This is a genomic window from Lysinibacillus capsici (assembly GCF_003367505.1).
Classification (GTDB): domain Bacteria; phylum Bacillota; class Bacilli; order Bacillales_A; family Planococcaceae; genus Lysinibacillus; species Lysinibacillus capsici.
The window spans coordinates 158,437-182,378 of the sequence record NZ_PXXX01000009.1 but is presented as its reverse complement, the minus strand read 5'-3'; the positions used below and the strand labels follow the sequence as shown (position 1 = coordinate 182,378).

Below are 23,942 nucleotides of genomic sequence, written 5' to 3'. Positions count from 1 at the left end.
TGGCAGATTTTTTATAAGAAATATTATGCTTCTGTATCTGGTGTAAATGTACGTGTAGCCAATTCTGCATCTAGCATAAAGATTGCGTTTGAGTCAGTTTCGATACGCTCGATTTTACGAATTAATGTATCAAATGTAGATTCTTCTTCTACTTGCTCGTCGATAAACCATTTTAAGAAGGCCATTGTCGCATGCTCACGTTCATCTAAAGCAATGTCTGATAAATTGTAAATACGGCGTGTTACTTCTTTTTCGTGTGATAGAGCCGTTTTAAAGGCATCTAAAATGGATTCGAAATGATTGCCTGGGCTTTCAAAACCTTGAATTGTTGCGCGGTAGCCCATATCACTTAAGAAATTATAAAATTTCATGGCATGGAAGCGTTCTTCTTCTGCTTGTACTAAAAAGAAGTTAGCGAAGCCATCATAATCTTGATCTGTGCAATAGGCTGCCATTGCCATATAGGCATGCGCAGAGTAGAATTCAAAATTCATTTGTTCATTAAGAGCTGTGTGTAGTTTTTCAGATAACATAAAAGTTTTCCTCCTTTTGCAGTAAATGACTTCTCTACTAGTATACAGCGTAGAGGCAGTAACATACAAAAAATTTAATTTTTAAAGCAATTCATGCAAAAAATAATTGATATTCGTTCTCAATTAGAAAATACCTTCTTTTATATTTTTAAGAAAATAAAAAAATCGCCCCGATCATAATCGAAGCGATTTTTCATTATTATTGTTCTTGTTTCTTTTGATTTTTGACACCGATTAGGTAGCCACCTAATGCGATAGCAATTAAGACAATCCAGAAAATAGCTTTCCAAAGAGTGGAGTGGGGGAATTCGTGTGGAATCACACCCAATTTTTCATGTGCTAATGTTAATACAGCTAATTTTACACCAACCCAGCCGACAATTAGGAAAGCAGCTGTTTCAAGTGATGGGAATTTGTCGAGAACCTTTACAAACCAACGAGCTGCGAAACGCATCATGATGACACCAATAATACCACCTAAGAACATCACTGCGAACTGACCTGCGTTAATACCGCCAATATCAAAATCACCGATATGTGGAAGTGTGACAGCAATGGCAACCGCCGCAAGAATAGAATCCACAGCAAATGCGATATCAGCAAGTTCTACTTTTACAACCGTCATCCAGAAGCCAGATTGTTTTTTCGGCTCTTGAATTTCTTCGGAGTTTTGAGATGCTTTCCGCGAATCATAAATATGCTTAATAGACATAAACAGTAGATAAGCTGCACCTATTGCTTGAATCTGCCAGAAATTAACGAGCGTTGTAATAAGGAATAATGCGGCAAAACGGAAAACAAACGCCCCCACCAATCCATACAATAAAGCTTTTTGTTGTTGTGCCTTTGGTAAATGCTTAACCATAACAGCCATTACGACGGCGTTGTCTGCTGCTAACAAACCTTCTAGTACAATTAATACGACAAGTACCCATGCGTATTCTAAAAATATTGCCTCCAAATTTATTGCCTCCTTTAATTGTTGAACAGAAATGAATGGCTTGCTAACTTATGCTTTCCCTATTTTAAGCAAAAGAAAAAGACCCCTGCCTAAAAAATAGGCAAAGGTCTTGCTAAGCAATTAACTGTTCGTTGCACAGAAAGTGTTCTGTGTGACAAGAAATGCCATCACACCCGATGGTAATATACCATGTAATGACGAATGTGAATCAGATGCTTCGATCGCATCTGCTAGCTACTCCCCTTTGACAATAAAGTCAAAAGCTATTCAATTCTTACTAACATAGTAACATGCAACATTTTAAAAGTAAATAAAAATATACTGCTATGGAGAAAAAATACTTTTCCGTTACGTTTGCACAAATGGTACTATTAAAAGATAGGCAAAATTTTTACAACTTAGAGAGGAGACAAACATGTATAGAAAATTTTTTTCCTACTACAAGCCACATAAACGATTGTTTGTCATCGATTTTTCGAGTGCCATTATTGTAGCAATCTTAGAGCTTGCGTTTCCATTGGCTGTTCAATGGTTTATCGATGAGTTATTGCCAACAGGGGATTGGGGCATGATCGTGAAAATAAGTGTCCTATTACTGCTTGTTTATGCCATTAGTACATTATTGAACTTTATCGTTAACTATTTAGGGCATAAACTAGGCATAAATATCGAAACGGATATGCGTCAGGAATTATTTACGCATGTACAAAGGCAATCTTTCCGATTCTTTGATAATACGAAAACAGGTCATATTATGAGTCGTATTACCAATGATTTGTTTGATATAGGCGAGTTTGCCCATCATGGACCAGAGGATCTCTTCATTGCAATCATGACCTTTGTTGGGGCCTTTGCCATTATGTTTAATGTCAATCCAACACTCGCTTTGATTGCAGCGATTATGGTGCCATTTTTAACATGGCTTGTGACATTTAGTAATATAAAAATGAACAATGCTTGGAAAACGATGTATGGCAAAATTGCTGATGTGAACGGACGTGTAGAGGATAGTGTATCTGGTGTCCGTGTTGTGAAATCCTTTACAAATGAAGATTTTGAAATTAAACGCTTTAAGGAGCAAAATGGATTTTTCCGTACGGCTAAATTATATGCCTATAAAATTATGGCAGGGACACACTCCAGTATTTACATGATGACGCGCCTCCTTACATTAATGGTGTTAGTGGTCGGCGCTTGGCTAAGCTTTAATGGGAAATTATCTTATGGGGAGCTAGTGAGCTTTGTTTTATATACGAATGTCCTGATTAAACCAATTGATAAAATTAGTGCTTTATTAGAGCTTTATCCGAAAGGAATGGCTGGCTTTAAGCGCTTCCGTGAATTAATTGAACAGGAGCCAGAAATTCAAGATCGTGAGGATGCAAAGGTTATAAAACATTTAGATGGAAATATTGCCTTCAATCACGTTCATTTTAATTATGATGCATCCAAACAGGTTTTACATGATATATCATTTGATGTAAAAGCTGGCCAAACTATTGCCTTTGTAGGGCCTTCGGGTGCTGGTAAAACTACAATCTGCTCATTGATTCCTCGATTTTATGAGGTGACAAAAGGCGCTATTACGATTGATGGTATCGATATACGTAATATGACACAAGCGTCATTACGTGCTCAAATTGGTATCGTACAGCAGGACGTCTTTTTATTTACAGGTACGATTCGTGAAAACATTGCCTATGGAAAATTAGATGCAAGTGAAGCGGAAATTCGAGAGGCAGCGAAAAAAGCACATCTAGAGGCATTTATTGCAGAGCTGCCCGATGGCTATGATACACAAATAGGTGAACGTGGCTTAAAATTATCAGGAGGACAAAAGCAACGACTAGCGATTGCTCGTATGTTCCTAAAGAACCCGCCTATCTTAATTTTAGACGAGGCAACCTCTGCCTTAGATACAGAAACAGAAATGATTATTCAGCAATCGTTAACAGAGCTTGCTGAAAATCGTACAACACTAGTTATTGCCCATCGACTGGCAACTATTCGCAATGCTGATCGTGTATTAGTTGTGACACCGAAGGGCATTGAAGAGGATGGTACCTATGATGAGCTAGTGGCTCAAAATGGGATTTTTGCAAAGCTTCATCATATTCAATTTCGCAAGGGACAAACAGAACAAAGCGTTCAGAAAGAGTTTGTGGAATTGACGTAAATGAAGGAGGGGGAGATTGTTTTTTAAAACAATTTCCCTTTTTTGGTTGCTTCCCTTAGTTACTTGTCCTACTGCTCATGTTGTAGCCAAAGGACACTGACATGCATAGTGAAGGTTTATGTGGAAAGAGGGAATCGATTGAAGGTAATGCCATCGAATATGCATAGGGTAACAGGTCAAATCTTTTATATGGAAAATGGAACATTCATTTATGAATCATAGAAGGAATGTTTAGCAGGTAAATCGAATAGAACATTACAGTTCACAATAAAGGTCATAAAATAGAGGTGAAGCAATGGATAACGAAAAAATTATCGGTCAAACGAAAAGTGTGGGTTTTCAAATTGGGGTTAGAAGGACATTTCCAATTTCGCAGGAGCAAGCATGGGCATTGATTACGACAACAGAAGGAGTACGTACATGGCTGGGGGAAGACACTTCAGTTATATTCGAACCTGGGTACATATATCATTCAAAGACAGGGACAGGCGAAATCAGGATTGTTAAACCATTAGAGCAGCTTCGATTGACTTGGCAAAAGGAAGAGTGGTCAAAACCATCTACCGTACAAATCCGTATTTTACCCAAGGAGCATAATAAAACAACCATTAGCTTTCATCAAGAACATCTTTCTGATCAGACAGTACGAGAAGAAATGAAAGGTCATTGGGAAAGTGTACTGGACCTTATAAAAGAAAGAGTCCAAAATAGTTGAGCGAATAAAAATAGCATCCCTTCACAATGGATAGGGATGCTATTTGTTTTTATGTGGAGAATCTTTGTTCTCATGCCCTTTTGAAGTTCGTGTATAATCCTGAGGAGCAAGCGCTTTGTTCCGCTCTGTATAGCCTTTGGGTGATAATCGAAAGATGGATTTTTTAATGGTTGCCCAATTTAGATCTGTTGCTAGGTTCATGTAAGAGTAGCCGTAAATTCGAATATTACTTAAATAAAGCAGTGTCAGGTATAAAGAAACAAAGAAGCCAAATAACCCGAAAAAGGCACTAGCAAAGATAAAGGCAACGCGTAATATGCTAACTGAAGTAACAAGTGACTGATTCACTAATGTAAAGGAAGCAATGGTAGAAATAGCGATGACAACGATCATTTCAGGACTCGTTACACCTGCTCGAATGGCTGCATCCCCAATAATTAATCCACCTACAACACTGATGGTCCCACCAATAACGGAAGGGAGACGCAAGCCTGCTTCACGAAATAATTCAAACATCAGCAGCATCAGCAACATTTCAAGCGAAGAGGGGAGCGGTAAGCCAGCCTTCGCTTGCACGACGGTTGCGAGTAGTTGAAGTGGCAGTTGGTTTTGGTGATAGGTTGTCAAGGCAAGCCAGAATGCAGGAAGTAGTAAGCCGATTAAAATACCAAATATTCTTAATAATCGTTCCAGTGAACTGAAAATAATAGGATATTCATTATCCTCAGCTGATTTCAGTAAGAGAAACAAATTGACAGGGGTAATGATGGCATAGGCGACGCCATCTACAAAAATAATAAAACGTCCTCTTGCTAAGGCCTGAACCGCATAATCAGGTCGTCCAGTATAATCAAACTTCGGAAAAAGCTTGGAATTTTTATTCACCCGTTCCATCAATAAATCGCCACTAAAAACAATATCTGTATCAACAGCAGCAAGCTGCTTTTTGATGCCATGTAAAATATCCATATCCACAATATCATCAAAATAAAGAATGGCTACCGTAGTTTTTGATCGTTTCCCAAGCTCCACTTTTTCCACACAAAATGAATTGGTCGGCAAACGTTTTCTTATGAGTGCGATATTGACGCGAATATCTTCAATGAAATTATCTCTGGGCCCTTTAACAAGAACCTCCATGCGCGTTTCTTCAGGCTGGCGATTCGGCTTTTGGGCAATATTGCTTGCATATAAAAGATTGTCTTCGTCAAAATACAACAACAAGAAGCCACTATAGACAAAAGTTATCAGCTGTTCCTTGTCTTGTACTTTTTGAATACTTGGAACATGAAGATGCCTTGCGATATTCTCTTCAAAGGGAACCTCATCCAAATGATCATATAAATATTGAATACGTTGAATAATCACTTCATTAAGCATTTGTTGATCAATCATAGCATCACACGTAATAAAGTGTACTTTCTGCTGATTAAACATATATTCCTGAAATTGAATATCTGCTGATTTTTGAAATAATTTTCTGAGCGTACTAAGATCTAGCGCTTGTTCTTGCTGAGGCATTATGATTCACCACTTTTCTTATCTTGTTTTTCAGTTTTCCCCTTTTTAGAAGATTTATCCGACAAGAAAGCTACGACTACGAAAAATATTGACAGTAAAAAGAAAAAAATAAAAGTGGCTGCCAGAATATAATTTCCTTTTACTTTTAAAAATAGGCTTTCATTTAGCATGATTAATGGTAAACAAAGAATAAAGAAGGGAGGAGCAAGCATTTGCCATATACGCTTGGGATCTCCTGTCATCTTCAATAAATCTGCCACAATGTACAAAAGGAAGCTAACACGAATAAAGGTTCCTGTCAGCCATTGATAAATGGAGAAAAAGTCAAGATGCTCGATATAGCGACCGATTGTCACTAATCCCCATTCTTCGTAGGCAGGATAGCGTTGCTTAGCCGCTTCATTCGGTCCAAATTCTGTAATGGCTCCAATTAAAGGTCCTAATGTCAGTCCTACTAAAATAGCCAGCATAATAGCAAAGTGGTACCAGCGAATACGTTCCTTAAATTGATGCTGTAAAAATAGTAACATTAAAAGCTCAATAAACCCTGATGCAGGGAAAATCATACCTCGCAAGACAGGCTGGAATCCATGTTCAAAAAATGGACGTAATAATTCATAATCTTTTACCTGCATGTTCGTAAAGGCCACGAAAAAGCCAAAGATAACTACTCCGAATAATACAAAAACGTTTAAAATGACGAGCGTCTGTAAGCTAGTCGTCACAAGAAGAATACACAGAATGACGTAGATAAATAGTAAGATAATTACAGGGGTTTGCGGTAAAAATGTAGTATTAATCCATTGCAGTGTTTCAACCATTGTAAAAGCTGCGATAATCATTAAAAAAATAGCAACTGTATAAATAACAATAGTAGAGCCAATTTTCCCGATTTTTGAATCGAGCCAATCTCGGATGGGCTCCTGATTAGATTTTGATTGAATATATACTAATAAAAATAGCCAAAAGAAAATAATTCCTCCAGCAAACAATACGGATAGCCAGCCATCTCTTTTGGCCACATCTAGTAGCGGAGGAATAATGGTTACATGATTTTTTAAGCCAATAACAGTCATTGAAAGGAAGATGACATGTAAAATACTGATTGATCCTACACTTTTCATGTTGAAAACCCTCTAACATTGATTGATACATATTAGCTTTGACAAAAAAAGTCGGCTTTATAAGCAGAAAATGGTATGGTTTCATGAAAAAACGAGGTATTGGATGACACCATCATCCAATACCTCGTCATAGGAAAAGTAAGCTAAATTAATGAATATATTTTGTGCTTACAAGATCGTCTTTTAAGACATCTGTTGGGATTTCAAACTCTACAACGCCCATATAGCCAGGTGCCACTTCATATTTATCAAAGGAAATCACAAGCTTGCCTTTATCAGAAATGTAGAATTGCTGATCAGGTTTAATAGTTGTAAATTCCTCCATTAACTCTTCATCGGCAAGGCCAGCACCCTTTACCCAATAAACTTTATCTTGATTCGATTCAGCTATTTGTGTACGCATTTGTTCTTTAATATTTTCACTAATTGTTTCAATATAGTGTTGATCTTTAAAGAGCATAGGTAAAGTAATTAAAATTTCGTTTTCTTTATCGATCGTATCGTATTCCATCACCGTTGAAGAAGAAGCAACGGTATTCACTACATAACGGCCAATCGACAAAATTTGTTCGTTATCAGTTTTGATTTCGTAGCCACTATCAATACCTAAATGACCACCGCCATTTAATTTTAAATCGCCCACTTCTGCCATAAATTCATCGTAAAGTGTCTTACCTTCTGCACGATATTTTTCATTTAATGTATTCGCCAGATCCTGATTTTCTAAGTTTTCAATAGAAGGTACTTTAATGTTGGCATCATAATTATCTTCAGCCACTTCATATTCTGTCCAAGTCAATACTTTTATCACACTACCAACCACGGGAATTTCTGAGAGTGTGCGTGCCATTGCAGGACTTACATTTAAACCAGCTGTAAATAGCATGGCTGCAGCGGCAGATCCAAGGACCCATTGAGGTGTACGATTTTTTTTCTTTTTTCGACCTTGCTTAAGTGCTTTTTCAACCACGAAGTCTAGCTCTTTTGGAATCGGGACTTTCATATATTGTTTTTCTAACTCCTGTAATTTTTTATCCATGTGCAGTTTCTCCCTTCACATCTTCCAATTGGATTTTCAATAGTTTTAATGCTTTATAAAGACGCGATTTGGCTGTACTCAACTTAATGTCGAGGATGTTCGCCACGTCAGCGAGTTTTAAATCCTCGAAATAATGGAGAATGACAACCTCTCGATACATTTGCGGGAGTTCATCCAACGCATGCTCCAAGTCAACATTCTCATAAACATCCTCTTGAGCAGGTGTTAAATATTGTAATGTATCATCATCTGTCACTTGTAAGCGTTTATGCTTACGTAAAAAATCTATGGCTGTACGGACAACTATTTTATAAAACCAGCTTTTCATATAGGTCACATTCTCAAGTCGATCTAATGAAAGCATGGCTTTTTGGATACTGTCTTGTACAACATCTAGTGCGTCCTGTTCATTTTTTGTATAGCTATACGCGAGCAAATAAAAACGCTCTTTTTGTTCTCGAATGAATTGGACAAACACCTCTTCATGTTGAAATGCATTTCTTGTTCTCATGTCCAAAGAAGCTCCTTTTTTAACATTGTCAAATTGTATACATTTACTAGACGTACGAGGAGAGGGAAAAAGTTGATACCATGAAAAAAACTTACCCCAATTGAGATAAGTTTGATCCTTCTATAGTATTGGCATACGTTAGTATAACGGCTGATCATGAAAAATAGTCATATGTATTTTTCAAGAGTAATAGAATGGTCACAACGATAAATAATTTACGTACATAGCCACTGCCGCGTTTAATGGCAAATTTTGAACCAACAATAGCTCCTGCAATTTGCGCAAGACCCATTGGTAGTCCATAGGCATAATTTATTTGTCCTAAGTATATAAACATAAGGAGGGCAGCTACATTACTGCCGAAATTTAAAAATTTGGCGTTTCCTGCTGATTGTAAAAAATCAAAGCCAACTATGAGAAAAGCAAAGAGTAGAAACGAGCCTGTCCCAGGACCTAAAAAGCCATCATAAAAGCCAATAAGTGTAATCACGAAAACAAAAATAATAGAACGCTTAGGGGTTAATTGTTTAAAGGTGGTCATACTGCCCCAGTCTTTTTTAAAGATGGTATAAATGGCAACGACTGCAAGCATAATCAGCATTAATGGCTTCAGTACACTTGGGTCCATTAAGTGGACAATCCAAGCACCCAGCATAGAGCCAAAAAAGACGAAGGGGAATAGCTTATAGACGGCTTTTATATCTAGTTTACCAGAGCGATAAAATGTCACTGTGCTAGTAAGGGAACCCATTGTACCTGCCAATTTATTGGTTGCTACTGCAGCAGAGGGAGGAAGGCCAACGAACATAAGAGCTGGTAATGAGATAAGCCCACCTCCTCCAACCACTGAATCAATAAAGGCTGCTAAAAAACCGAAGAGGATTAAAATTAATAAAATATTTACATCTAAATCAAAAGGCACAAAAGGTCATCTCTTTTCTATCATAATAATCTGATAGTAGCGAACTGAGGATAGGCTGTAAATACTCTAGCTGCTATTTTTTAATAGAAATAAATGAAGTGATTCAATAGGAAATGACGATAATTTCTACATAACTCAAAAAAATTCTACTTGGAGTCATTATTTTGATGTATTATGTAGATAATGGTGTTTTTACGTAAAGGGGACGTGATGACATGAGTTTAGGAAATCATATACGTGTATTTCTCTGTGTTGTGTTTATGGGAGTACTTGTAGGGTATGTCTTTAATGCAAAAAAAGATATAACAGATCATGAGTATATTGATACCGTAAAGGAAGGCTATTTGGAGAATTTTTCAGATGTCACAGTTCGAAATGCGTTTAATTACGCTTTTTATGAACCTTACTGGCGTTATTATGAAGCAAAAACTGGGGAGCAAGTTGTAGAATTGTCAGGTGATATTACGTTTCAAGACGAAAAAGGACATGCTATTCTCCAATTTGTCGTGAACGAACAAACGCAGCAATTTTCCCTAGAGGCAATGAAATTTAAAGAAGTCGTATTAAACCAGCAACAACAACAAAAGCTTGTTGGCATGGTCTATCACACTTGGGAAAAGAAACAACTAGCTTATGAGTAAGGTTTTTTATTTTGTAAATCATCCAAACTGTATTACAGTAAAAGGGGGAGCTAGAGACAGAGAGGATGTTTTACATGAGATTAAGTATTTTAGATCAAATGCCGATTCCAAAAGGTCATTCTGCAGAAGAGGCCTTCCAACGTACAGAACAGCTGGCATTGCTAGGTGAAGAGCTTGGCTATCACCGTATGTGGCTTGCTGAACACCATAATAGCCAGTCATTGGCGAGTTCAGCTCCTGAAGTAACTGCTGCTTTTTTAGCTGCTAAAACACAGCGGCTTCGCATTGGTACGGGTGGTGTCATGATGATGCATTATTCACCCTATAAGCTAGCAGAGGTCTTTAAAACATTATCGGGGCTGGCACCCAATCGTATTGATTTTGGTGTGGGGAGAGCTCCTGGTGGTGATCATGCCGCTATCTATGCCTTGGCAGAGGGAAGGCGACAACGCTTCACAGAACAGTATGATAAGCTAGAAATCATATTAAAACTAATGAATAATCAAAAAACAGGTGAACATGTCTATGATCAAGTCATTGCAGCTCCTGCTCATATTTCATTACCAGAGGCTTGGTTACTAGGTTCTAGTGGTCAGAGCGCAATGCAGGCTGGCCAGCTGGGAGTAGGCTATTCGTATGCACAATTTTTCACGGGCAATATGTCAAAGGATATCTTTGATGCCTATAAAGCCTATTTTACGCCTTCTTATTATATGGATAAACCACAAATCATTGTGACATATGCAGCAACAGTTGCCCCAACCCTAGAAGAAGCGGAATATTTAGCTAAACCGATTGATATTTCTCGTCTTCAATTAATGAAAGGGCAAATCATTCAAACAATGTCACCCGAAGAAGCGAAAGATTATCCATTAACTGAAATGGATAAATTGACGATTGACAATAATCGCAAGGCGAATCTTGTCGGGACACCCCAAGACATTGCTGCTTTTTTAAGCGCTGAGCAAGAACGCTATGGCTTTGATGAAGTGATGCTAAATTGCAATCAATATGAATTAGAAAGTCGTTTAAATACCTATAGATTCCTTGCAAAGGAATTAATTGGATAAGAGGAAAAGCCATATTCATCTGAATATGGCTTTTATGTATTTAGCTGAATTAGAATAACGGCTTTACAATTAGAAAAACCCGGAAATGAATTTCCGGGTCTGATTACCACTTACATTTTCTGCTCCATGACACACTGCCTCGCTTCCGCATAGGATCTTAAGATATTCCTAAGAAATCTGTACTTTAGCTTATTCAGTTTTGATGGTCCTTCTGAGTTATCGATCAATCGCACTCATCGGGTTAACCCTCCTAGTCATTGGATTTGAAGTGAAATCTTTAATAGTATAGCTCAACTTCTATTTCTTATACCTCTTGTGAACATAAAATATTTTTGTGCTAAAAAATAATTACAAGAAAACATACAGTCATTACCAGTTAACAATGAAGATAAAAACACTCGTCTGTTTGAAGAAAAGTATATTGGCATCCATGATGTACATGCTACTTGTACAACTGGCTGTGATTTTAATTATTGATAGATATTTCCATAAATGTGGTTGACTTAAAATGTGTATTAAGCATATAATACATTTCAAGAAGTGTATTAACTGTTTAATACATTTTTTTATTGTCGGTGTATTAAGCGCTTAATACACTGAGGTGTTAACGAGAGAAAAAATATGTCCATGTTGATAGGTGCAACCCATCATTCTACATACTGTGTATTAAGTGGTTAATACGCGGAATTAATTTTTGAGGAGTTGAGTTATTTGACTATAAATTTTAATAATCGGGACCCGGTGTATGTCCAAGTGATTCGGCATTTGAAAGAACAAATTGCCAAGGGATTTTATGAGCCAGGTCAGGAGATTCCATCCAGAAGGGAATTAGCCAATCAGTTAAAGATTAACCCAAATACTGCGCAACGAGCTTATAAGGAAATGGAGGAACAAGGATTGATTTTTACAGAGGGGAATATGCCTAGCTGCATTACGAAAGATGAAGCAGTCCTTAAAAATGTCCGTGAGGAATTGATTATCGAAGCGGTTGACTTATTTTTAGGCTCTATTAAATCTATCGATGTGCCTTTAGCCGAAGTATTGGAACTTGTAAAGAAAAAACATGATGCCGAAAGCGGAGAAGCGGAGGAATCGAAATGATAGAAGTAAAAAATGTTAACAAGAAATACGGCAGGAAACAGGTTTTAAAAGACATTTCTTTTACTGCAGAAAAAGGAGAGATTACTTGTCTAATAGGAATAAATGGTGTAGGTAAGACGACCATTATGAAAGCTATTATGGCGCTCACACCAATTAATAGTGGTGAAATTTTAATGGATGGAGAAAAAATCACAAAAAAAAGTTTTGAAAAAATAACCTTCATCCCAGACACAATAACGATGTTGCCACAAATGAAAATCAATGAAGCTTTTGCGTTCATGGCTGATTTTTATAAAAGCTGGAATCCTCAGAGGGCAGAAGAATTACTACAATTTTTTAAACTTGATCCGAATGAACGTATTGCTAACTTATCGAAAGGAAATACAGCAAAAGTGAATATGCTACTGGGATTGTCACTTGATGTCGATTATTTACTGATGGATGAACCATTCTCTGGCATTGATATTTTCTCTCGTGAGCAGATTGCAGAGGTGTTTACAAGCCATTTAATTGAAGAACGTGGTGTCATTATAACAACGCATGAAATTAGTGATATTGAGCATTTGATTGATAAAGCAGTCCTTATGGATGACGGTGCAGTATTGAGGGAATTTAGCGTGGAGGAAGTACGTGAAAATGAAGGGAAATCAGTGGTTGATGTGATGAGGGAGGTATATCGAGCATGAAAAATTATTTAAAACTTGTTAATTTTGAAGTAAATCGATTTTTTAAATTGTATTTGATTTTAATAGGCTTGACCATGCTCAGCCAACTTATAGGAGCGGGAATTATCTCACAAACCTATATGAAAAATGCTAAACAGTTGATGGCAGAAAACCAGTTATCCATGAACCAGTATGTGGAGCAATACGGGACTTTTTCTTTCGATCGATTCACTGATTCAGAATGGTTTCTGCTGCCAATCTTTTTTTGTATCGCCATGTTGATGATTTATGTTTTCTTTATTTGGTATCGAGATTGGTTTGGTAAAAATACATTTATTTACAGATTATTCATGCTACCAACTGAAAGAATCGCCATTTATTTTGCGAAATTAACGACGATTATGCTTTTAGTTCTTGGCTTGATTGCCTTGCAAATCTTGCTAATTTTGATGGAAAAACAAATAGTGAATAAGATTATACCAATAGACCTCCAATCAAATTTCTCAATTTATGCTAGTTCTACTTTAAATATGTGGAGGTGGCTGTATCCGACTAGCTTTACAGAGTTTATCCTGGTATATGCACTTGGGTTACTTTTCGTGGCAGTAATATTTACCGCGATTTTAATTGAGCGAAGTTATGGTTTAAAAGGGATTTTTTACGCTATTTTTTATGGCTTACTGTCACTTGGGGTATTTTTTGCTCCAATCCTATTAGTTAATGTTTATACAAATTACTTTTACCCACTTGAAATTTTCTTAATGGTACTGGTAACGAGCATGATCGTTTTAGGCAGTGCCATTTGGATTGCGAATCATTTATTAAAATATAAAATCAGGGTCTAGAGGAGGTATAACAATGAAAAAATATTGGAAAACAATCAGTATTTGTTTCTTCATCGTGGTGTTTATCAGTTCTTACTATATCCAAAAAACAGCAATGGCTTCTAAAAATGATAGATCCTATAAAATTGAAACGATCAGCGGAAATAAGGAAGAAATCGAAAATCTTATTCTTCAAACAAGTTATCAGAGTAATGATCTTTATCATATGTTGTACATATCAAAGGATGGTTCCACGAATCCCAATAATCAATCTTTTTTTAGAGATTTGATGGCACCGAATGAACCTATGATTCTTCGAAAATATATTGAGGAGCACCGTAATTTTATGCGCGGGAAAGAATTTGATCCAAGAAAATATTTTGAAGACAAATCACGTTTGATTTACACAACGTTTTTAGATGATGGTCGAAAAGAAGCTAGCAATGTCGTAACGCTTCAAATTGATGCACTTGATAAAATTACAAATGACAGTTCTTCCTTTAAAATCGATATACCAGTTAAAGCAAGCTATGATTGGATTAATGTGAATGACGTTTACGTGGGAAATGGAAAAATAAATATATTAACAACCAACTATTTATCAGCCAATTATCTTATAAAAGGTAGGGAAGAGTTGCATGTCTATTCCATTGATGAGAACAAGAAGGAATTAGTAAAGGACGCCATCCTTGCAGAATTAGTGTCAGAAGAAAGAGGCACTTCCAGTCTCCGTATTTTTAATGAATACAATACTACTACTCAAAACGAAAATTATTATTTATATATGGTAGAAAAATACAGTGATCGAAAAGAAGATACTGAGCTAGAAGTTATCTCTAGTCAAATATATCTCTATAATAATGCCAAGAATGAAGCAGAGGAATTGACTATGCCAGAAGAATTAAAACCCTATCGGAAGTCAATGCTGATTCATAAAGAAACGATATACATTCCTGTTTATTCAGCCAATGGTCTAACATTGAATCGTTATCATATTGAAAAGAAGCAGTGGGATGAACCCTTAACCCTTCAATATTCAAGCATTGCGAATGAGAATGATGCTCCATATTTACGTATAGCAGAGGGAAAATTTTATTTAGTATATCGTGTTTCTGATGGACAGTGGTTGTCTATCGTTGATTTACGTACAGGTGGATTGATTTATGAAGGGAAAATCATTTCCGAAGACAAAAAAAATCAAGAGGCGGATTCCTCTCTTAGGATCGAACAATTATATACGATGCATTAAAGAGCGGGCATAAGGACAACCTACAATTTATAACGCCATATGTAAAAGAAACTCCATGTTGATCAGTCTTTGTTCAACATGGAGTTTCTCTCGTTATCGATGAACTTATACACGAGCAGAGCCACTCACAAACGCGGCATCAGGATAATACATATTTTTTACAAGTACATTTGGCCCTAAGCATTTGACTGCTGGACAATGGCAGTTAAGCGATTTTGCCAAGTCGGTTGCCATCCATTTATCAAAAATCAATGGTAGTTCGTCATGCACAATATTGCCGAGGGCTGGTGTGTCACCAAAGTCGGTAACAATCACATCGCCTGTAAAGATATTGATATTCAATCGTGAACGACCGTCGGGGTCATTACGCATTGTGACATTCTTCGCAGTGCGGAGACGTTGTAACAGCTTTTGATCTTCTTCATTCATGCTACATGGGTAGAATGGTAGTGTACCAAACAACATCCATGTATTGTCATCTCGAATATCTAACAGGTGATGAATGGCTTCACGTGTTTCCTCTAGTGATAAAGAAGTAAGTGCACTTGCAAAGTCGGATGGGTACATTGGATGCACCTCATGACGTGCACATTTCATCTCATGGATGATTTGGTGATGAATATGTTCTAAGTATGGTAAAGTTTTTTTGTTTAACATTGTTTCTGCTGATACCATTACGCCATGTTCAGCTAGCATTTTTGAGTTATCAATCATGCGTTGGAATAAGGCTGCACGTTGGTCATATGTTGGTTTGCGTTCCATCATTGCAAAGCCCGTTTCCACAAACTCATCGATTGTTCCCCAGTTATGGGAAATATGAAGGACATCAAGATAAGGCGCAATCAGTAAATAACGTGCTGGTTCCAATGTTAGGTTGGAGTTAATTTGTGTCCGTACACCACGTTCATGCGCATATTTTAAAAGTGGCAGCACATAATTCTGGACTGACTTTTTACTCATCATAGGTTCTCCACCAGTAATGCTGAGCGTTTTTAAATGGGGTATTTCATCTAATCGTTTTATAATTAATTCAATCGGTAATGCCTCAGGGTCTTTATTTTGTAATGTATAGCCTACTGCACAGTGGGCACAGCGCATATTACAAAGTGTTGTTGTTGTAAATTCAATATTTGATAGTGTCATTTGTCCATGCTGTTCTACATCTAAATAAGCTTCCCAAGGATCATAGACAGGTGTTATTTTTTGTAAGGTCGTCATCTTTCGTACATCTTCCTTTCTAGCATTCTATTGTCTCATATTCAACGATAATTTCAAATATGAAATTGCAGAACGAGCTATTTTAGGGCTAGTCGAACATTTTTTTCAATATAGAAAAAGTTCCCTAGTTTCAATGGACGGATAAGCATGTGTATAAAGCGCATACATGTTCTAATATTCTGTCATAGGACATTTTACTGTTATTTTTCATAAAAAACGTTATCATGATATAGAGTAAATAGTCACAATGCATCGAAGAAAGTGGGAATGAATATGACGAAATATGAGATATTATTGTTTGACGTAGATGATACATTACTAGATTTTGATTTAGCTGAAAATGCAGCACTTGACCGCATGTTCAGAGAGGAAAAGATAGCCACTACGCCCGAGATGATAGCGCGCTACAAAGAAATTAATGAATCGATGTGGCGAGCTTTTGAGCGCGGGGAAGTGACAAAAAATACCCTACATAATACAAGATTTGCGGTTGCTTTAAAGGAATTTGGGATGGAGGTCGATGGCGTCTACTTTGAATCGCTATTCCAAAAATACTTACAGGAAGCACATCATTATGTAGAGGGAGCTTATGAAGTCATCGCTCAACTAGCCAATCACTATCATTTGTATGTCGTATCAAATGGCGTAACGTTGACACAGAATAAACGACTAGTGGATGCCGATTTAGCACAATATTTTAAAGGCATCTTTATCTCCGAGCAAACGGGCTATCAAAAACCAATGCCAGCCTTTTTTGATTATGTATTTGAGCGGATTGAGCATTTTGATAAAGCTAAAACGCTTATAATCGGCGATTCTTTGACATCAGACATTAAAGGCGGATTGCTGTCAGGCATTGATACATGCTGGTTTAACATCCGCAATGTTGAAAATACGAGTGATATTGAACCACATTATGAAATTAAAAAATTGCATGAGTTACATGAGCTATTGCATACAAAAATAGCACTATATTAAGACAGAAGGCACTTCCTTTGTTCCGTGGACAGAGGAGGTGTTTTTTTATGTCTTTGCCGTTAATAAAAATAAAATTATCACTACCATACTGACCAAATAATCGCGTGCTTGCTATGTATAAAATACAATAGAAAAGGCAAAACCTTTTATGAGACTAGTTTCCATGAAAGGGGAAATATTCGATGAATATGGTTTTAACTGCCAGTAAACGTCAAAAGGGACAACAATCTTCTTTAACACAGCTTCGACAAAATGGGGGCATTCCAGGTGTGGTTTACGGCTTTCAAATGGAATCAACGGCGATTATGTTAGATGCGAGAGCCTTTGCAAAAATGTTAGCTACACACGGTACGAAAAGTGTTTTCCAATTAGATGTTGAAGGAAAGCGCATTAATGCAGTTTTAACAGAGGTACAACGTTGTGCATTAAAAGGGAATGTTAAGCATGTGGATTTTAAATCCATCAATATGTCAGAGGAGCTAGAAGTGGATATTCCAGTGACTGTAATTGGGGATGCAGTTGGAGTTGCTGATGGCGGATTCCTGCTCCAGCCTAATCGTGAAGTGCGTATTAAAGTGAAGCCAACTGACATTCCAGAAACCATTGAAATAGATGTTACAAATGTTGCAATTGGGACTTCTCTATACGTCGGAGATATTCGTCAACAGTTCTCGTTTGAAATTTTACAAGAGGATGACTACACACTTGTGACGATTACACCACCGGCTGCTGAAAACGTACAGGAAGATGATACAGTGGACGATACACCAGAAGTGATGGAAGCAACAGGACAAAATACTGCTGAACCAGAAGCATAAAGGAAAGAGGAGCCTCCTTACACTACGTAAGGGGCTCCTTGTTATTTGCTATAAAAATTGCTGTATGGATTTACGATAACGATAATAGAGTGTGATGTAAATACTACAAGTTGCTAAAAATAGCCATGGTGGAATAAAGCGCATGATGGCAAAGGGTGTTTCAAATAAAAAAGCAAAAAGGAAGGCAGAACCTTCTTTATCCCATAAACCTGGGGTATAATATGCGCTTTTTATACTGAAAAAGGGAGCGACGTTATCGTTGCCATAAAAAATCATTAAGAAGATAAGAGAGAGTATTGCCCAATTGCTTGCATGTTTCATTAAACGTTTATATTTCGCAATGTGGGAATCATGATCTGAAAATAATTCATCATTACCATCTTTACTTTTTGTCCAATAAAAAGTGCCATCATATGATTTTTCTTTTACTATACGCCAGCCAAAATCCTCATGTAATTGCTTATAGGTAGCTTTCTTTTCTTTCCGAAGCTCCTGCTGACAATCAATCCGAATAACTTGTTCAAGATCTTCAGTAGGCTGAAATGTATAAATACCTGCTGAGTTTATGTGAGAGCATAGCCAACCCTTGGCTAACATTTCGTTTAACCAACGCTCTTCCTTTTCGATATCAAAAAAGATTTTAAACTTTATCATGTTCGCCAGCTCCCTCGTATAAAGATAAAATGCGCTGCAATCTTTGTTGCTCTGCCGCTAATATTTCTAGACCCTCTTCTGTGGTTTGATAAACCTTGCGTCTTGTATCCTGGGTCTCAACAGGCGCGATCCAATGATATTTTAATAAATTTTCAATGGCTCCATACATAGTGCCGGCAGCAATCCTTACACTACCTGCGCTCATTTCCTCGATTTTTTGCATCATGGCATAGCCATGTAGCGGTTCACGTAAGGCAAGTAGAATATAATGCATGGTTTCGGATAAAGGTAATAATTTATGTTTTTTCACATCTTCACCTCAAATATACAGTTGGACTATATAGTTTGATTATATATAGTTGAACTGTATATTTCAACTGTAAAAAAGACAATGCAAAAATGCATTGTCTTTAAAGTTTAGACAACGGCGCTTTTCACGCCTGTCCATCGCATAAATAATTTTTCGTTATAGGATAAGGCAAATTGTACGATTGGTCCAAGCCCAAATGCCATAAATACCGTACCGATGCCTATAGGACCGCCAAGTAGGAAGCCAATGATCGCAACTGTTACTTCCATTGTTGTACGAGAGCGAGTCACACTCCAGCCAAGCTTATGAACCATCATCAGCATGAGTGTATCACGCGGTCCAATACCTAAATTTGCTACCATATACATTCCACAGCCCCAGCCTAGTAACACTAACCCTGTAAGGTAAGAAATAAGTTGCATCCAAAAACCATCAATATCAGGTAACCAATAGTTGAAAATATCAATAAAAATGCCTGCCAAAAACATATCGATAAACGTTCCAGGTAAAGGGAACTTTTTCGTAATCAGCATATCAAACGCTAAAATAGCAAGTCCCAAAATAATGGACCATGAACCGATTGATAGGCCTACTGTTTTTGTTAAGCCAATATGTAGTACATCCCATGAGCCCACTCCAAAGAGTTGGCCTTTAATTGTTAATGTGATACCAAAAGAAAGCACGATAATGCCTGTTATGAAAAACAAACAGCGCGTAAAAAAAGCTTGTTTCATTTTTAACCCTCATTCATTCGAAAATTCCTGTTGTCCATCCAGTTATTATAACAATAGATTTTCAATATGCCCGAAGATTGTCATTTCACATTTTTCAAAAAAAGACCGTTTAGCTTTCTTGGGAGAGGGCAAAATAGATATATAGATGAAAGGATGGGATATTATGACTTCTGTACGTGATGAAATTCTAGAAGTGTTAAATCGAGAAAAGATTGGCACAATGGCGACTGTAGAAAATGGCAAACCTTACTCACGATACATGACATTCCAGCATGAAGATTTTGTATTGTATACAGTGACGAATAAGCATTCAGAAAAAATGGAAGAGCTGCGCAAAAACCCATATACCCATATTTTATATGGCTACGAAAATGGTGGCTTTGGTGATACGTATGTGGAAATAGAAGGCAAACTTACGGAAGTACATGAAGAAGGGATAAAAAATAAACTAGCCGAATTTTTTACAAGTATCTTTATTGGCAATCAGGATGAAATGGTGACATTAAAGATTGAGCCTATTCGTATGCGCTTGATGAATAAAAAAGGGCAACCACCTAAAGAGCTAGAATTTTCGAACGACCATTGATCAATGGTCGTTTTTTACTGATGTAGCGATAAATAGTTGCAATGGCTAGCATCTTTTTGGCATGATAGTTCTTAAAAGAAAAAGGAGTATAGATTATGTCGATAAAATTACAGCAGCTAACACAAAATGTATTATCTTCTCAAGGAAAATTAGAGGCAGATTTTATACTTAGAAATGCGCAAATTGCAGATGTTTTTTCGTTAACATGGCAAAAAGCAGATATCGTCGTGAAGAATGGGATGATTGTGGCTCTAGATCGCACGAATAAGTTTCACGCTAAACAGGAAGAGGATGCGGCAGGAGGCTATGTCATTCCTGGTTTAATTGATGGTCATATACATATTGAGTCTTCTATGTTGACACCAGGGGAATTTAGTCGTGTTTTACTTCCTCATGGGATTACAACGGTAATGACAGATCCTCATGAGATCGCCAATGTCGCAGGAGCAGAAGGCATTCAATTTATGCTCGATGATGCACAAAAGGCAGATATGGATATTTTTGTGATGCTGCCATCAAGTGTGCCAGGTACACAGTTTGAAAATGCAGGCGCTACACTAACAGCTAAGGATTTGGCACCATTTCTACAACATGAACAGGTTCGTGGATTAGCTGAGGTGATGGATTTCCCAGCGGTATTAAATGGGCAAGAGGACATGCTTCAGAAAATTTTATTATCGCAGGAAGCAAATTTAGTCATTGATGGGCATTGTGCAGGCTTACAAAGCGAACAAATTACAGGCTATCGAGCTGCGGGTATTCACACAGATCATGAATGTGTAACGGCTGAGGAAGCGATTGACCGTGTAGAGCAAGGGATGTATGTGCTAATCCGAGAGGGCTCAGCCGCGAAAAACTTACGTGACTTATTGCCAGCTGTCCAGTCACATAATGCTCGTCGCTTTGGTTTTTGTACAGATGATAAATATGTGGATGAGTTAATCGACGAAGGCAGCATCAATTATGATATCGCCATGGCAATAGCTGAAGGGATGCAACCATTGCAAGCAATCCAGTTAGCAACCGTTAACACCGCAGAATGCTATCGTTTATTAGATCGAGGTGTACTTGCACCAGGCTATAAGGCAGATTTTGTGTTAGTAGAGAATTTGTCAACAATGCAGGCAAAGGCCGTATGGAAAAATGGGCAGAAAGTGGCTGAAAATGGTAAAATGCTGACAAATCGTCAAGAGCCAGTTGTGCCTGCTCATATCCATCAATCTGTCCATTTACCAACCATTACAAAGGATAGGCTACAACTAGCATTCACAAAGGGTACAAAGGCGAATGTAATGGAGATTGTGCCGAATCAGCTAATTACCAATCATGTAATAATGGATGTACCTGTAAAGGATGGTTTTTTCGTCCCTTCTGTAGAACAAGATCTACTGAAACTAGCCGTCATCGAACGTCATCATCAGCTACACACGACAGGTTTAGGAATTGTTAAAGGCTTTGGCTTACAAAAAGGAGCAGTAGCCACAACAGTAGCTCATGATTCCCATAATGCCCTTGTTGTAGGAACAAATGATGAGGATATGGTCCTGGCGCTTACACGCATTCAGGAAATCCAAGGGGGCTTTGTGATCGTTGCGGATGGCCAAATTCTAGCGGAGATGCCATTAACAATTGGTGGCTTGATGACAGATGTACCAGCTCAACAGGCAAAGGAGCAGCTAGCAGGCTTGCACAGGGCATTAAAGACGCTTAATCCAACATTAGATTTCCATTTTTTACTAACGTTTTCTTTTGTGGCATTACCAGTTATTCCTACTTTAAAGCTAACAGATACAGGATTATTTGATGTGACAACCTTCCAGCATATCTCAGTAGAAGCATAGATAAAAAAACGACCTACTAGCTTTCATTAAGCTTTTAGGTCGTTTTCTTATATTGCTTATTTAGTGCTAGCTCTCATTCACCATCATTTACGAACTATAAACATGCTTACAAGTCATTGTAATATGGAATTAGTCGTAAAATTAAGGATTGCGTGTTGATTATTTCAACCTCTTATTTGTAAGATATTTTCGTCTAAACATCCCTACTAAAAATACATACATTAATATATAAAAGGGGGTGAGATTGACAATGAAAAATAATGATCGATTTATGAAAATAGTTAGTATTCCTACTCCTTTATATGAATCATTATTAGGTCAATATTTTGTTGGGCAAACCGAATTAATTACCTTAAAAAAAGGAAGAAATGCGTGGGGAAGCTTAAGTAATCCTAAATATTCTAATGTGGATTTGTTTGTAAATGCGTTTACCATTACTAATTATTCTAAACAACCTATTCTGGCTGAAATTTGGTTTAATGCAATACCTCCTGGGGATTCAATGATTTCTAAAAATGTAACGCCTACTAATACAGCCATTTATCCACCACCAAATCCAGACGTTAAAATTGAATTTGCTGAACTTGTTGAAGGGCACCCCTATAAAGGAGTAAATGCGTTTAAACGAATTGTTCCACCACAAAGTACTTTAGTAAGCGATGAAGATGGAAAATTTATTTTTCCATCTGGTGAATCATTTGTAATTTTTTTAGTTACACAGGACAATGAATGTATAGAGGCTGAGATAGCATTTGGGTGGTTTGAAAAAATGAAAAAATACCATTAAATAATAAGGATATTGTTAGTAGAATATAATTTATAGTGATATTAATTAGTTAGAAAAAAGAAGCTAAAGCTCTCAAATATCTATTGAGAACTTTAGCTGCTGTATTATTGACTAGTTAAAGCATTTTTTCGAATCTATCAATGGCTTTATTAAATTCATTGTGAGTTTCTGTTACAACTTTCTTCAAATCATGTGTAATATTATCGACCTTTTCCGTATCACTTTCTATAGTCATTACATTATATTCGATATTTCGAAGTGCATTATCAACATTCAGTGCTAATTTTCGTACCTCTTCTGCTACGACTTTAAATCCGCGACCTTTTTCACCAACACGTGCAGCCTCTATTGCGGCATTCAGTGCTAGGACATTTGTTTGTTTAGCGATAGTATGAATCACTTTTACAGTATCTCTAATTGCATCAACTTCTTTGGCAAGTGATGCTACGGCTTTTATGTTTTCTTCTGAATTGGATACAACAATTTCTACTAACTCCTGAGGCATACTTTTTAGTTTAGCAATAATCTCTAAAGTATTGAATTCTCGATTTGTAATATCTGTTGAAATTTTTAATATGGAACTTACCTTATTATTGTCATTGAAAATGGGGAGGTAAGTTGCTTCAAGCCATATAGAATCGTTCATTTTACTTATTCTTTCAATTTTTCCTTCATATTTTTCTCCATTTAATAAACCTTGCCATAGGAGATGATAGTCTGGGCTTTGTATAAAATCCGGTTTACAAAACTTTTCATGACCCATCCCAATAACTTCATCTACCTGATATCCTAGAACCTCTGCAAATTTTTTATTAGCCCAAATCACTTTTCTATTCAAGTTAAACTCTACAAGGGCTAAATTTTTTTTCATTGAATCTACAATTGCATTTTCATTCATATGTTTTGTCTGAATATTCATATTTTCAAATCCTTATATTAGGTAGCTAAGCTAAATTTAATTCAT

Annotated in this window: 25 protein-coding genes; 13 read left to right on the top strand and 12 right to left on the bottom strand. The window is 37.0% G+C overall.

The window, feature by feature from the left end:
- Nucleotides 1-23: 23 nt before the first annotated feature.
- Nucleotides 24-533 carry a ferritin gene (locus C7B89_RS06325; RefSeq protein WP_048392396.1) on the bottom strand — a complete coding sequence of 170 codons (510 nt, stop codon included), beginning with the start codon at nucleotides 531-533 and terminating at the stop codon, nucleotides 24-26.
- 199 nt (nucleotides 534-732) lie between these two features.
- Nucleotides 733-1,494, bottom strand: a complete 762-nt coding sequence (locus C7B89_RS06320) for a TerC family protein (protein WP_016994674.1) — start codon at nucleotides 1,492-1,494, stop codon at nucleotides 733-735.
- Nucleotides 1,495-1,909: 415 nt separating this feature from the next.
- Here C7B89_RS06320 and C7B89_RS06315 point away from each other — a divergent pair, with 415 nt between their 5' ends.
- The gene (locus C7B89_RS06315) at nucleotides 1,910-3,670 is read left to right on the top strand and encodes an ABC transporter ATP-binding protein (RefSeq protein WP_054550469.1); all 1,761 of its coding nucleotides are present in this window, start codon (nucleotides 1,910-1,912) and stop codon (nucleotides 3,668-3,670) included.
- A gap of 295 nt (nucleotides 3,671-3,965) precedes the next feature.
- The gene (locus C7B89_RS06310; protein WP_115673337.1) at nucleotides 3,966-4,385 is read left to right on the top strand and encodes an SRPBCC family protein; all 420 of its coding nucleotides are present in this window, start codon (nucleotides 3,966-3,968) and stop codon (nucleotides 4,383-4,385) included.
- 39 nt (nucleotides 4,386-4,424) lie between these two features.
- On the opposite strand, the gene C7B89_RS06305 is transcribed toward C7B89_RS06310, so the two are convergent.
- The 5 genes from C7B89_RS06305 to C7B89_RS06285 all read right to left on the bottom strand — a co-directional run bounded on the left by C7B89_RS06305 (nucleotide 4,425) and on the right by C7B89_RS06285 (nucleotide 9,502).
- Nucleotides 4,425-5,906, bottom strand: coding sequence for a spore germination protein (locus C7B89_RS06305; RefSeq protein ID WP_048392399.1), 1,482 nt, complete (start codon nucleotides 5,904-5,906; stop codon nucleotides 4,425-4,427).
- Nucleotides 5,906-7,030 (bottom strand): GerAB/ArcD/ProY family transporter, encoded by a 1,125-nt coding sequence (locus C7B89_RS06300; protein WP_048392400.1) that lies wholly within the window; start codon nucleotides 7,028-7,030, stop codon nucleotides 5,906-5,908. The genes C7B89_RS06305 and C7B89_RS06300 overlap by 1 nt, the downstream gene beginning before the upstream one ends.
- Nucleotides 7,031-7,178: 148 nt before the next feature.
- Complete coding sequence (rsiV, locus tag C7B89_RS06295; RefSeq protein ID WP_048392401.1) at nucleotides 7,179-8,069, bottom strand: anti-sigma-V factor RsiV; 891 nt, start codon at nucleotides 8,067-8,069, stop codon at nucleotides 7,179-7,181.
- Entirely contained in the window at nucleotides 8,062-8,580 is a 519-nt protein-coding gene (locus C7B89_RS06290) for a sigma-70 family RNA polymerase sigma factor (RefSeq protein WP_004230723.1), read from the bottom strand. The genes rsiV and C7B89_RS06290 overlap by 8 nt, the downstream gene beginning before the upstream one ends.
- A 154-nt stretch (nucleotides 8,581-8,734) precedes the next feature.
- The gene (locus C7B89_RS06285; RefSeq protein ID WP_048392402.1) at nucleotides 8,735-9,502 is read right to left on the bottom strand and encodes a sulfite exporter TauE/SafE family protein; all 768 of its coding nucleotides are present in this window, start codon (nucleotides 9,500-9,502) and stop codon (nucleotides 8,735-8,737) included.
- A gap of 215 nt (nucleotides 9,503-9,717) precedes the next feature.
- Here C7B89_RS06285 and C7B89_RS06280 point away from each other — a divergent pair, with 215 nt between their 5' ends.
- From C7B89_RS06280 to C7B89_RS06255, 6 genes are all read left to right on the top strand, one after another.
- Nucleotides 9,718-10,143 (top strand): hypothetical protein, encoded by a 426-nt coding sequence (locus C7B89_RS06280; RefSeq protein WP_048392403.1) that lies wholly within the window; start codon nucleotides 9,718-9,720, stop codon nucleotides 10,141-10,143.
- A 74-nt stretch (nucleotides 10,144-10,217) separates the two neighbouring features.
- Entirely contained in the window at nucleotides 10,218-11,213 is a 996-nt protein-coding gene (locus C7B89_RS06275) for an LLM class flavin-dependent oxidoreductase (RefSeq protein WP_103118359.1), read from the top strand.
- A gap of 711 nt (nucleotides 11,214-11,924) precedes the next feature.
- A complete protein-coding gene (locus tag C7B89_RS06270) occupies nucleotides 11,925-12,314 on the top strand; it encodes a GntR family transcriptional regulator (protein ID WP_004230719.1) in 390 nt (129 codons plus the stop codon).
- On the top strand, nucleotides 12,311-13,000 hold the full coding sequence (locus C7B89_RS06265) for an ABC transporter ATP-binding protein (RefSeq protein WP_115673336.1): 690 nt from the start codon (nucleotides 12,311-12,313) through the stop codon (nucleotides 12,998-13,000). The genes C7B89_RS06270 and C7B89_RS06265 overlap by 4 nt, the downstream gene beginning before the upstream one ends.
- The gene (locus C7B89_RS06260) at nucleotides 12,997-13,824 is read left to right on the top strand and encodes a hypothetical protein (RefSeq protein WP_048392405.1); all 828 of its coding nucleotides are present in this window, start codon (nucleotides 12,997-12,999) and stop codon (nucleotides 13,822-13,824) included. Before C7B89_RS06265 ends, C7B89_RS06260 begins: the two co-directional genes overlap by 4 nt.
- Before the next feature lie 13 nt (nucleotides 13,825-13,837).
- Entirely contained in the window at nucleotides 13,838-15,052 is a 1,215-nt protein-coding gene (locus C7B89_RS06255; protein ID WP_115673335.1) for a hypothetical protein, read from the top strand.
- A 105-nt stretch (nucleotides 15,053-15,157) separates the two neighbouring features.
- Here the strand turns inward: C7B89_RS06255 and yfkAB are convergent, their stop codons facing one another.
- Nucleotides 15,158-16,270, bottom strand: a complete 1,113-nt coding sequence (gene yfkAB / locus C7B89_RS06250) for a radical SAM/CxCxxxxC motif protein YfkAB (protein ID WP_115673334.1) — start codon at nucleotides 16,268-16,270, stop codon at nucleotides 15,158-15,160.
- Nucleotides 16,271-16,543: 273 nt separating this feature from the next.
- Between yfkAB and C7B89_RS06245 the strand changes: the two genes are divergently transcribed.
- Together C7B89_RS06245 and C7B89_RS06240 are read left to right on the top strand one after the other, a co-directional pair.
- Nucleotides 16,544-17,248: a YjjG family noncanonical pyrimidine nucleotidase gene (locus tag C7B89_RS06245; RefSeq protein WP_004230713.1), complete on the top strand. Its 705-nt coding sequence runs from the start codon at nucleotides 16,544-16,546 to the stop codon at nucleotides 17,246-17,248.
- A gap of 182 nt (nucleotides 17,249-17,430) precedes the next feature.
- Nucleotides 17,431-18,066 (top strand): 50S ribosomal protein L25/general stress protein Ctc, encoded by a 636-nt coding sequence (locus C7B89_RS06240; RefSeq protein ID WP_048392414.1) that lies wholly within the window; start codon nucleotides 17,431-17,433, stop codon nucleotides 18,064-18,066.
- A 48-nt stretch (nucleotides 18,067-18,114) separates the two neighbouring features.
- Here C7B89_RS06240 and C7B89_RS06235 read toward each other — a convergent pair whose 3' ends face one another.
- From C7B89_RS06235 to C7B89_RS06225, 3 genes are all read right to left on the bottom strand, one after another.
- Nucleotides 18,115-18,720: a DUF2812 domain-containing protein gene (locus C7B89_RS06235; RefSeq protein ID WP_115673333.1), complete on the bottom strand. Its 606-nt coding sequence runs from the start codon at nucleotides 18,718-18,720 to the stop codon at nucleotides 18,115-18,117.
- Nucleotides 18,707-18,994 carry a PadR family transcriptional regulator gene (locus tag C7B89_RS06230; protein ID WP_054550495.1) on the bottom strand — a complete coding sequence of 96 codons (288 nt, stop codon included), beginning with the start codon at nucleotides 18,992-18,994 and terminating at the stop codon, nucleotides 18,707-18,709. The genes C7B89_RS06235 and C7B89_RS06230 overlap by 14 nt, the downstream gene beginning before the upstream one ends.
- A gap of 143 nt (nucleotides 18,995-19,137) precedes the next feature.
- Entirely contained in the window at nucleotides 19,138-19,764 is a 627-nt protein-coding gene (locus C7B89_RS06225; protein ID WP_004230690.1) for a YczE/YyaS/YitT family protein, read from the bottom strand.
- A 163-nt stretch (nucleotides 19,765-19,927) separates the two neighbouring features.
- Here C7B89_RS06225 and C7B89_RS06220 point away from each other — a divergent pair, with 163 nt between their 5' ends.
- The 3 genes from C7B89_RS06220 (at nucleotide 19,928) to C7B89_RS06210 (ending at nucleotide 22,978) form a co-directional block, all read left to right on the top strand.
- Nucleotides 19,928-20,350, top strand: coding sequence for a pyridoxamine 5'-phosphate oxidase family protein (locus C7B89_RS06220; protein WP_048392416.1), 423 nt, complete (start codon nucleotides 19,928-19,930; stop codon nucleotides 20,348-20,350).
- Between the two features lie 95 nt (nucleotides 20,351-20,445).
- Complete coding sequence (ade, locus tag C7B89_RS06215) at nucleotides 20,446-22,191, top strand: adenine deaminase (RefSeq protein WP_054550458.1); 1,746 nt, start codon at nucleotides 20,446-20,448, stop codon at nucleotides 22,189-22,191.
- A gap of 250 nt (nucleotides 22,192-22,441) precedes the next feature.
- Nucleotides 22,442-22,978 (top strand): DUF6143 family protein, encoded by a 537-nt coding sequence (locus tag C7B89_RS06210; RefSeq protein ID WP_004230683.1) that lies wholly within the window; start codon nucleotides 22,442-22,444, stop codon nucleotides 22,976-22,978.
- A 115-nt stretch (nucleotides 22,979-23,093) separates the two neighbouring features.
- On the opposite strand, the gene C7B89_RS23400 is transcribed toward C7B89_RS06210, so the two are convergent.
- Nucleotides 23,094-23,897 carry a methyl-accepting chemotaxis protein gene (locus C7B89_RS23400; protein WP_004230681.1) on the bottom strand — a complete coding sequence of 268 codons (804 nt, stop codon included), beginning with the start codon at nucleotides 23,895-23,897 and terminating at the stop codon, nucleotides 23,094-23,096.
- Nucleotides 23,898-23,942: the final 45 nt, after the last annotated feature.

What these genes read in the sequence shown, in the direction of transcription:
- C7B89_RS06315 (WP_054550469.1), top strand. Translation starts at nt 1,910, where the DNA reads ATGTATAGAAAATTTTTTTCCTACTACAAGCCACATAAACGATTGTTT.
- C7B89_RS06220 (WP_048392416.1), top strand. Translation starts at nt 19,928, where the DNA reads ATGACTTCTGTACGTGATGAAATTCTAGAAGTGTTAAATCGAGAAAAG.
- rsiV (WP_048392401.1), bottom strand. Translation starts at nt 8,069, where the DNA reads ATGGATAAAAAATTACAGGAGTTAGAAAAACAATATATGAAAGTCCCG.
- C7B89_RS06255 (WP_115673335.1), top strand. Translation starts at nt 13,838, where the DNA reads ATGAAAAAATATTGGAAAACAATCAGTATTTGTTTCTTCATCGTGGTG.
- C7B89_RS06210 (WP_004230683.1), top strand. Translation starts at nt 22,442, where the DNA reads ATGAAAAATAATGATCGATTTATGAAAATAGTTAGTATTCCTACTCCT.
- C7B89_RS06245 (WP_004230713.1), top strand. Translation starts at nt 16,544, where the DNA reads ATGACGAAATATGAGATATTATTGTTTGACGTAGATGATACATTACTA.
- C7B89_RS06275 (WP_103118359.1), top strand. Translation starts at nt 10,218, where the DNA reads ATGAGATTAAGTATTTTAGATCAAATGCCGATTCCAAAAGGTCATTCT.
- C7B89_RS06235 (WP_115673333.1), bottom strand. Translation starts at nt 18,720, where the DNA reads ATGATAAAGTTTAAAATCTTTTTTGATATCGAAAAGGAAGAGCGTTGG.
- C7B89_RS06305 (WP_048392399.1), bottom strand. Translation starts at nt 5,906, where the DNA reads ATGCCTCAGCAAGAACAAGCGCTAGATCTTAGTACGCTCAGAAAATTA.
- C7B89_RS06290 (WP_004230723.1), bottom strand. Translation starts at nt 8,580, where the DNA reads ATGAGAACAAGAAATGCATTTCAACATGAAGAGGTGTTTGTCCAATTC.
- C7B89_RS06265 (WP_115673336.1), top strand. Translation starts at nt 12,311, where the DNA reads ATGATAGAAGTAAAAAATGTTAACAAGAAATACGGCAGGAAACAGGTT.
- ade (WP_054550458.1), top strand. Translation starts at nt 20,446, where the DNA reads ATGTCGATAAAATTACAGCAGCTAACACAAAATGTATTATCTTCTCAA.
- yfkAB (WP_115673334.1), bottom strand. Translation starts at nt 16,270, where the DNA reads ATGACGACCTTACAAAAAATAACACCTGTCTATGATCCTTGGGAAGCT.
- C7B89_RS23400 (WP_004230681.1), bottom strand. Translation starts at nt 23,897, where the DNA reads ATGAATATTCAGACAAAACATATGAATGAAAATGCAATTGTAGATTCA.
- C7B89_RS06260 (WP_048392405.1), top strand. Translation starts at nt 12,997, where the DNA reads ATGAAAAATTATTTAAAACTTGTTAATTTTGAAGTAAATCGATTTTTT.
- C7B89_RS06310 (WP_115673337.1), top strand. Translation starts at nt 3,966, where the DNA reads ATGGATAACGAAAAAATTATCGGTCAAACGAAAAGTGTGGGTTTTCAA.
- C7B89_RS06300 (WP_048392400.1), bottom strand. Translation starts at nt 7,030, where the DNA reads ATGAAAAGTGTAGGATCAATCAGTATTTTACATGTCATCTTCCTTTCA.
- C7B89_RS06240 (WP_048392414.1), top strand. Translation starts at nt 17,431, where the DNA reads ATGAATATGGTTTTAACTGCCAGTAAACGTCAAAAGGGACAACAATCT.
- C7B89_RS06280 (WP_048392403.1), top strand. Translation starts at nt 9,718, where the DNA reads ATGAGTTTAGGAAATCATATACGTGTATTTCTCTGTGTTGTGTTTATG.
- C7B89_RS06325 (WP_048392396.1), bottom strand. Translation starts at nt 533, where the DNA reads ATGTTATCTGAAAAACTACACACAGCTCTTAATGAACAAATGAATTTT.
- C7B89_RS06225 (WP_004230690.1), bottom strand. Translation starts at nt 19,764, where the DNA reads ATGAAACAAGCTTTTTTTACGCGCTGTTTGTTTTTCATAACAGGCATT.
- C7B89_RS06230 (WP_054550495.1), bottom strand. Translation starts at nt 18,994, where the DNA reads ATGCATTATATTCTACTTGCCTTACGTGAACCGCTACATGGCTATGCC.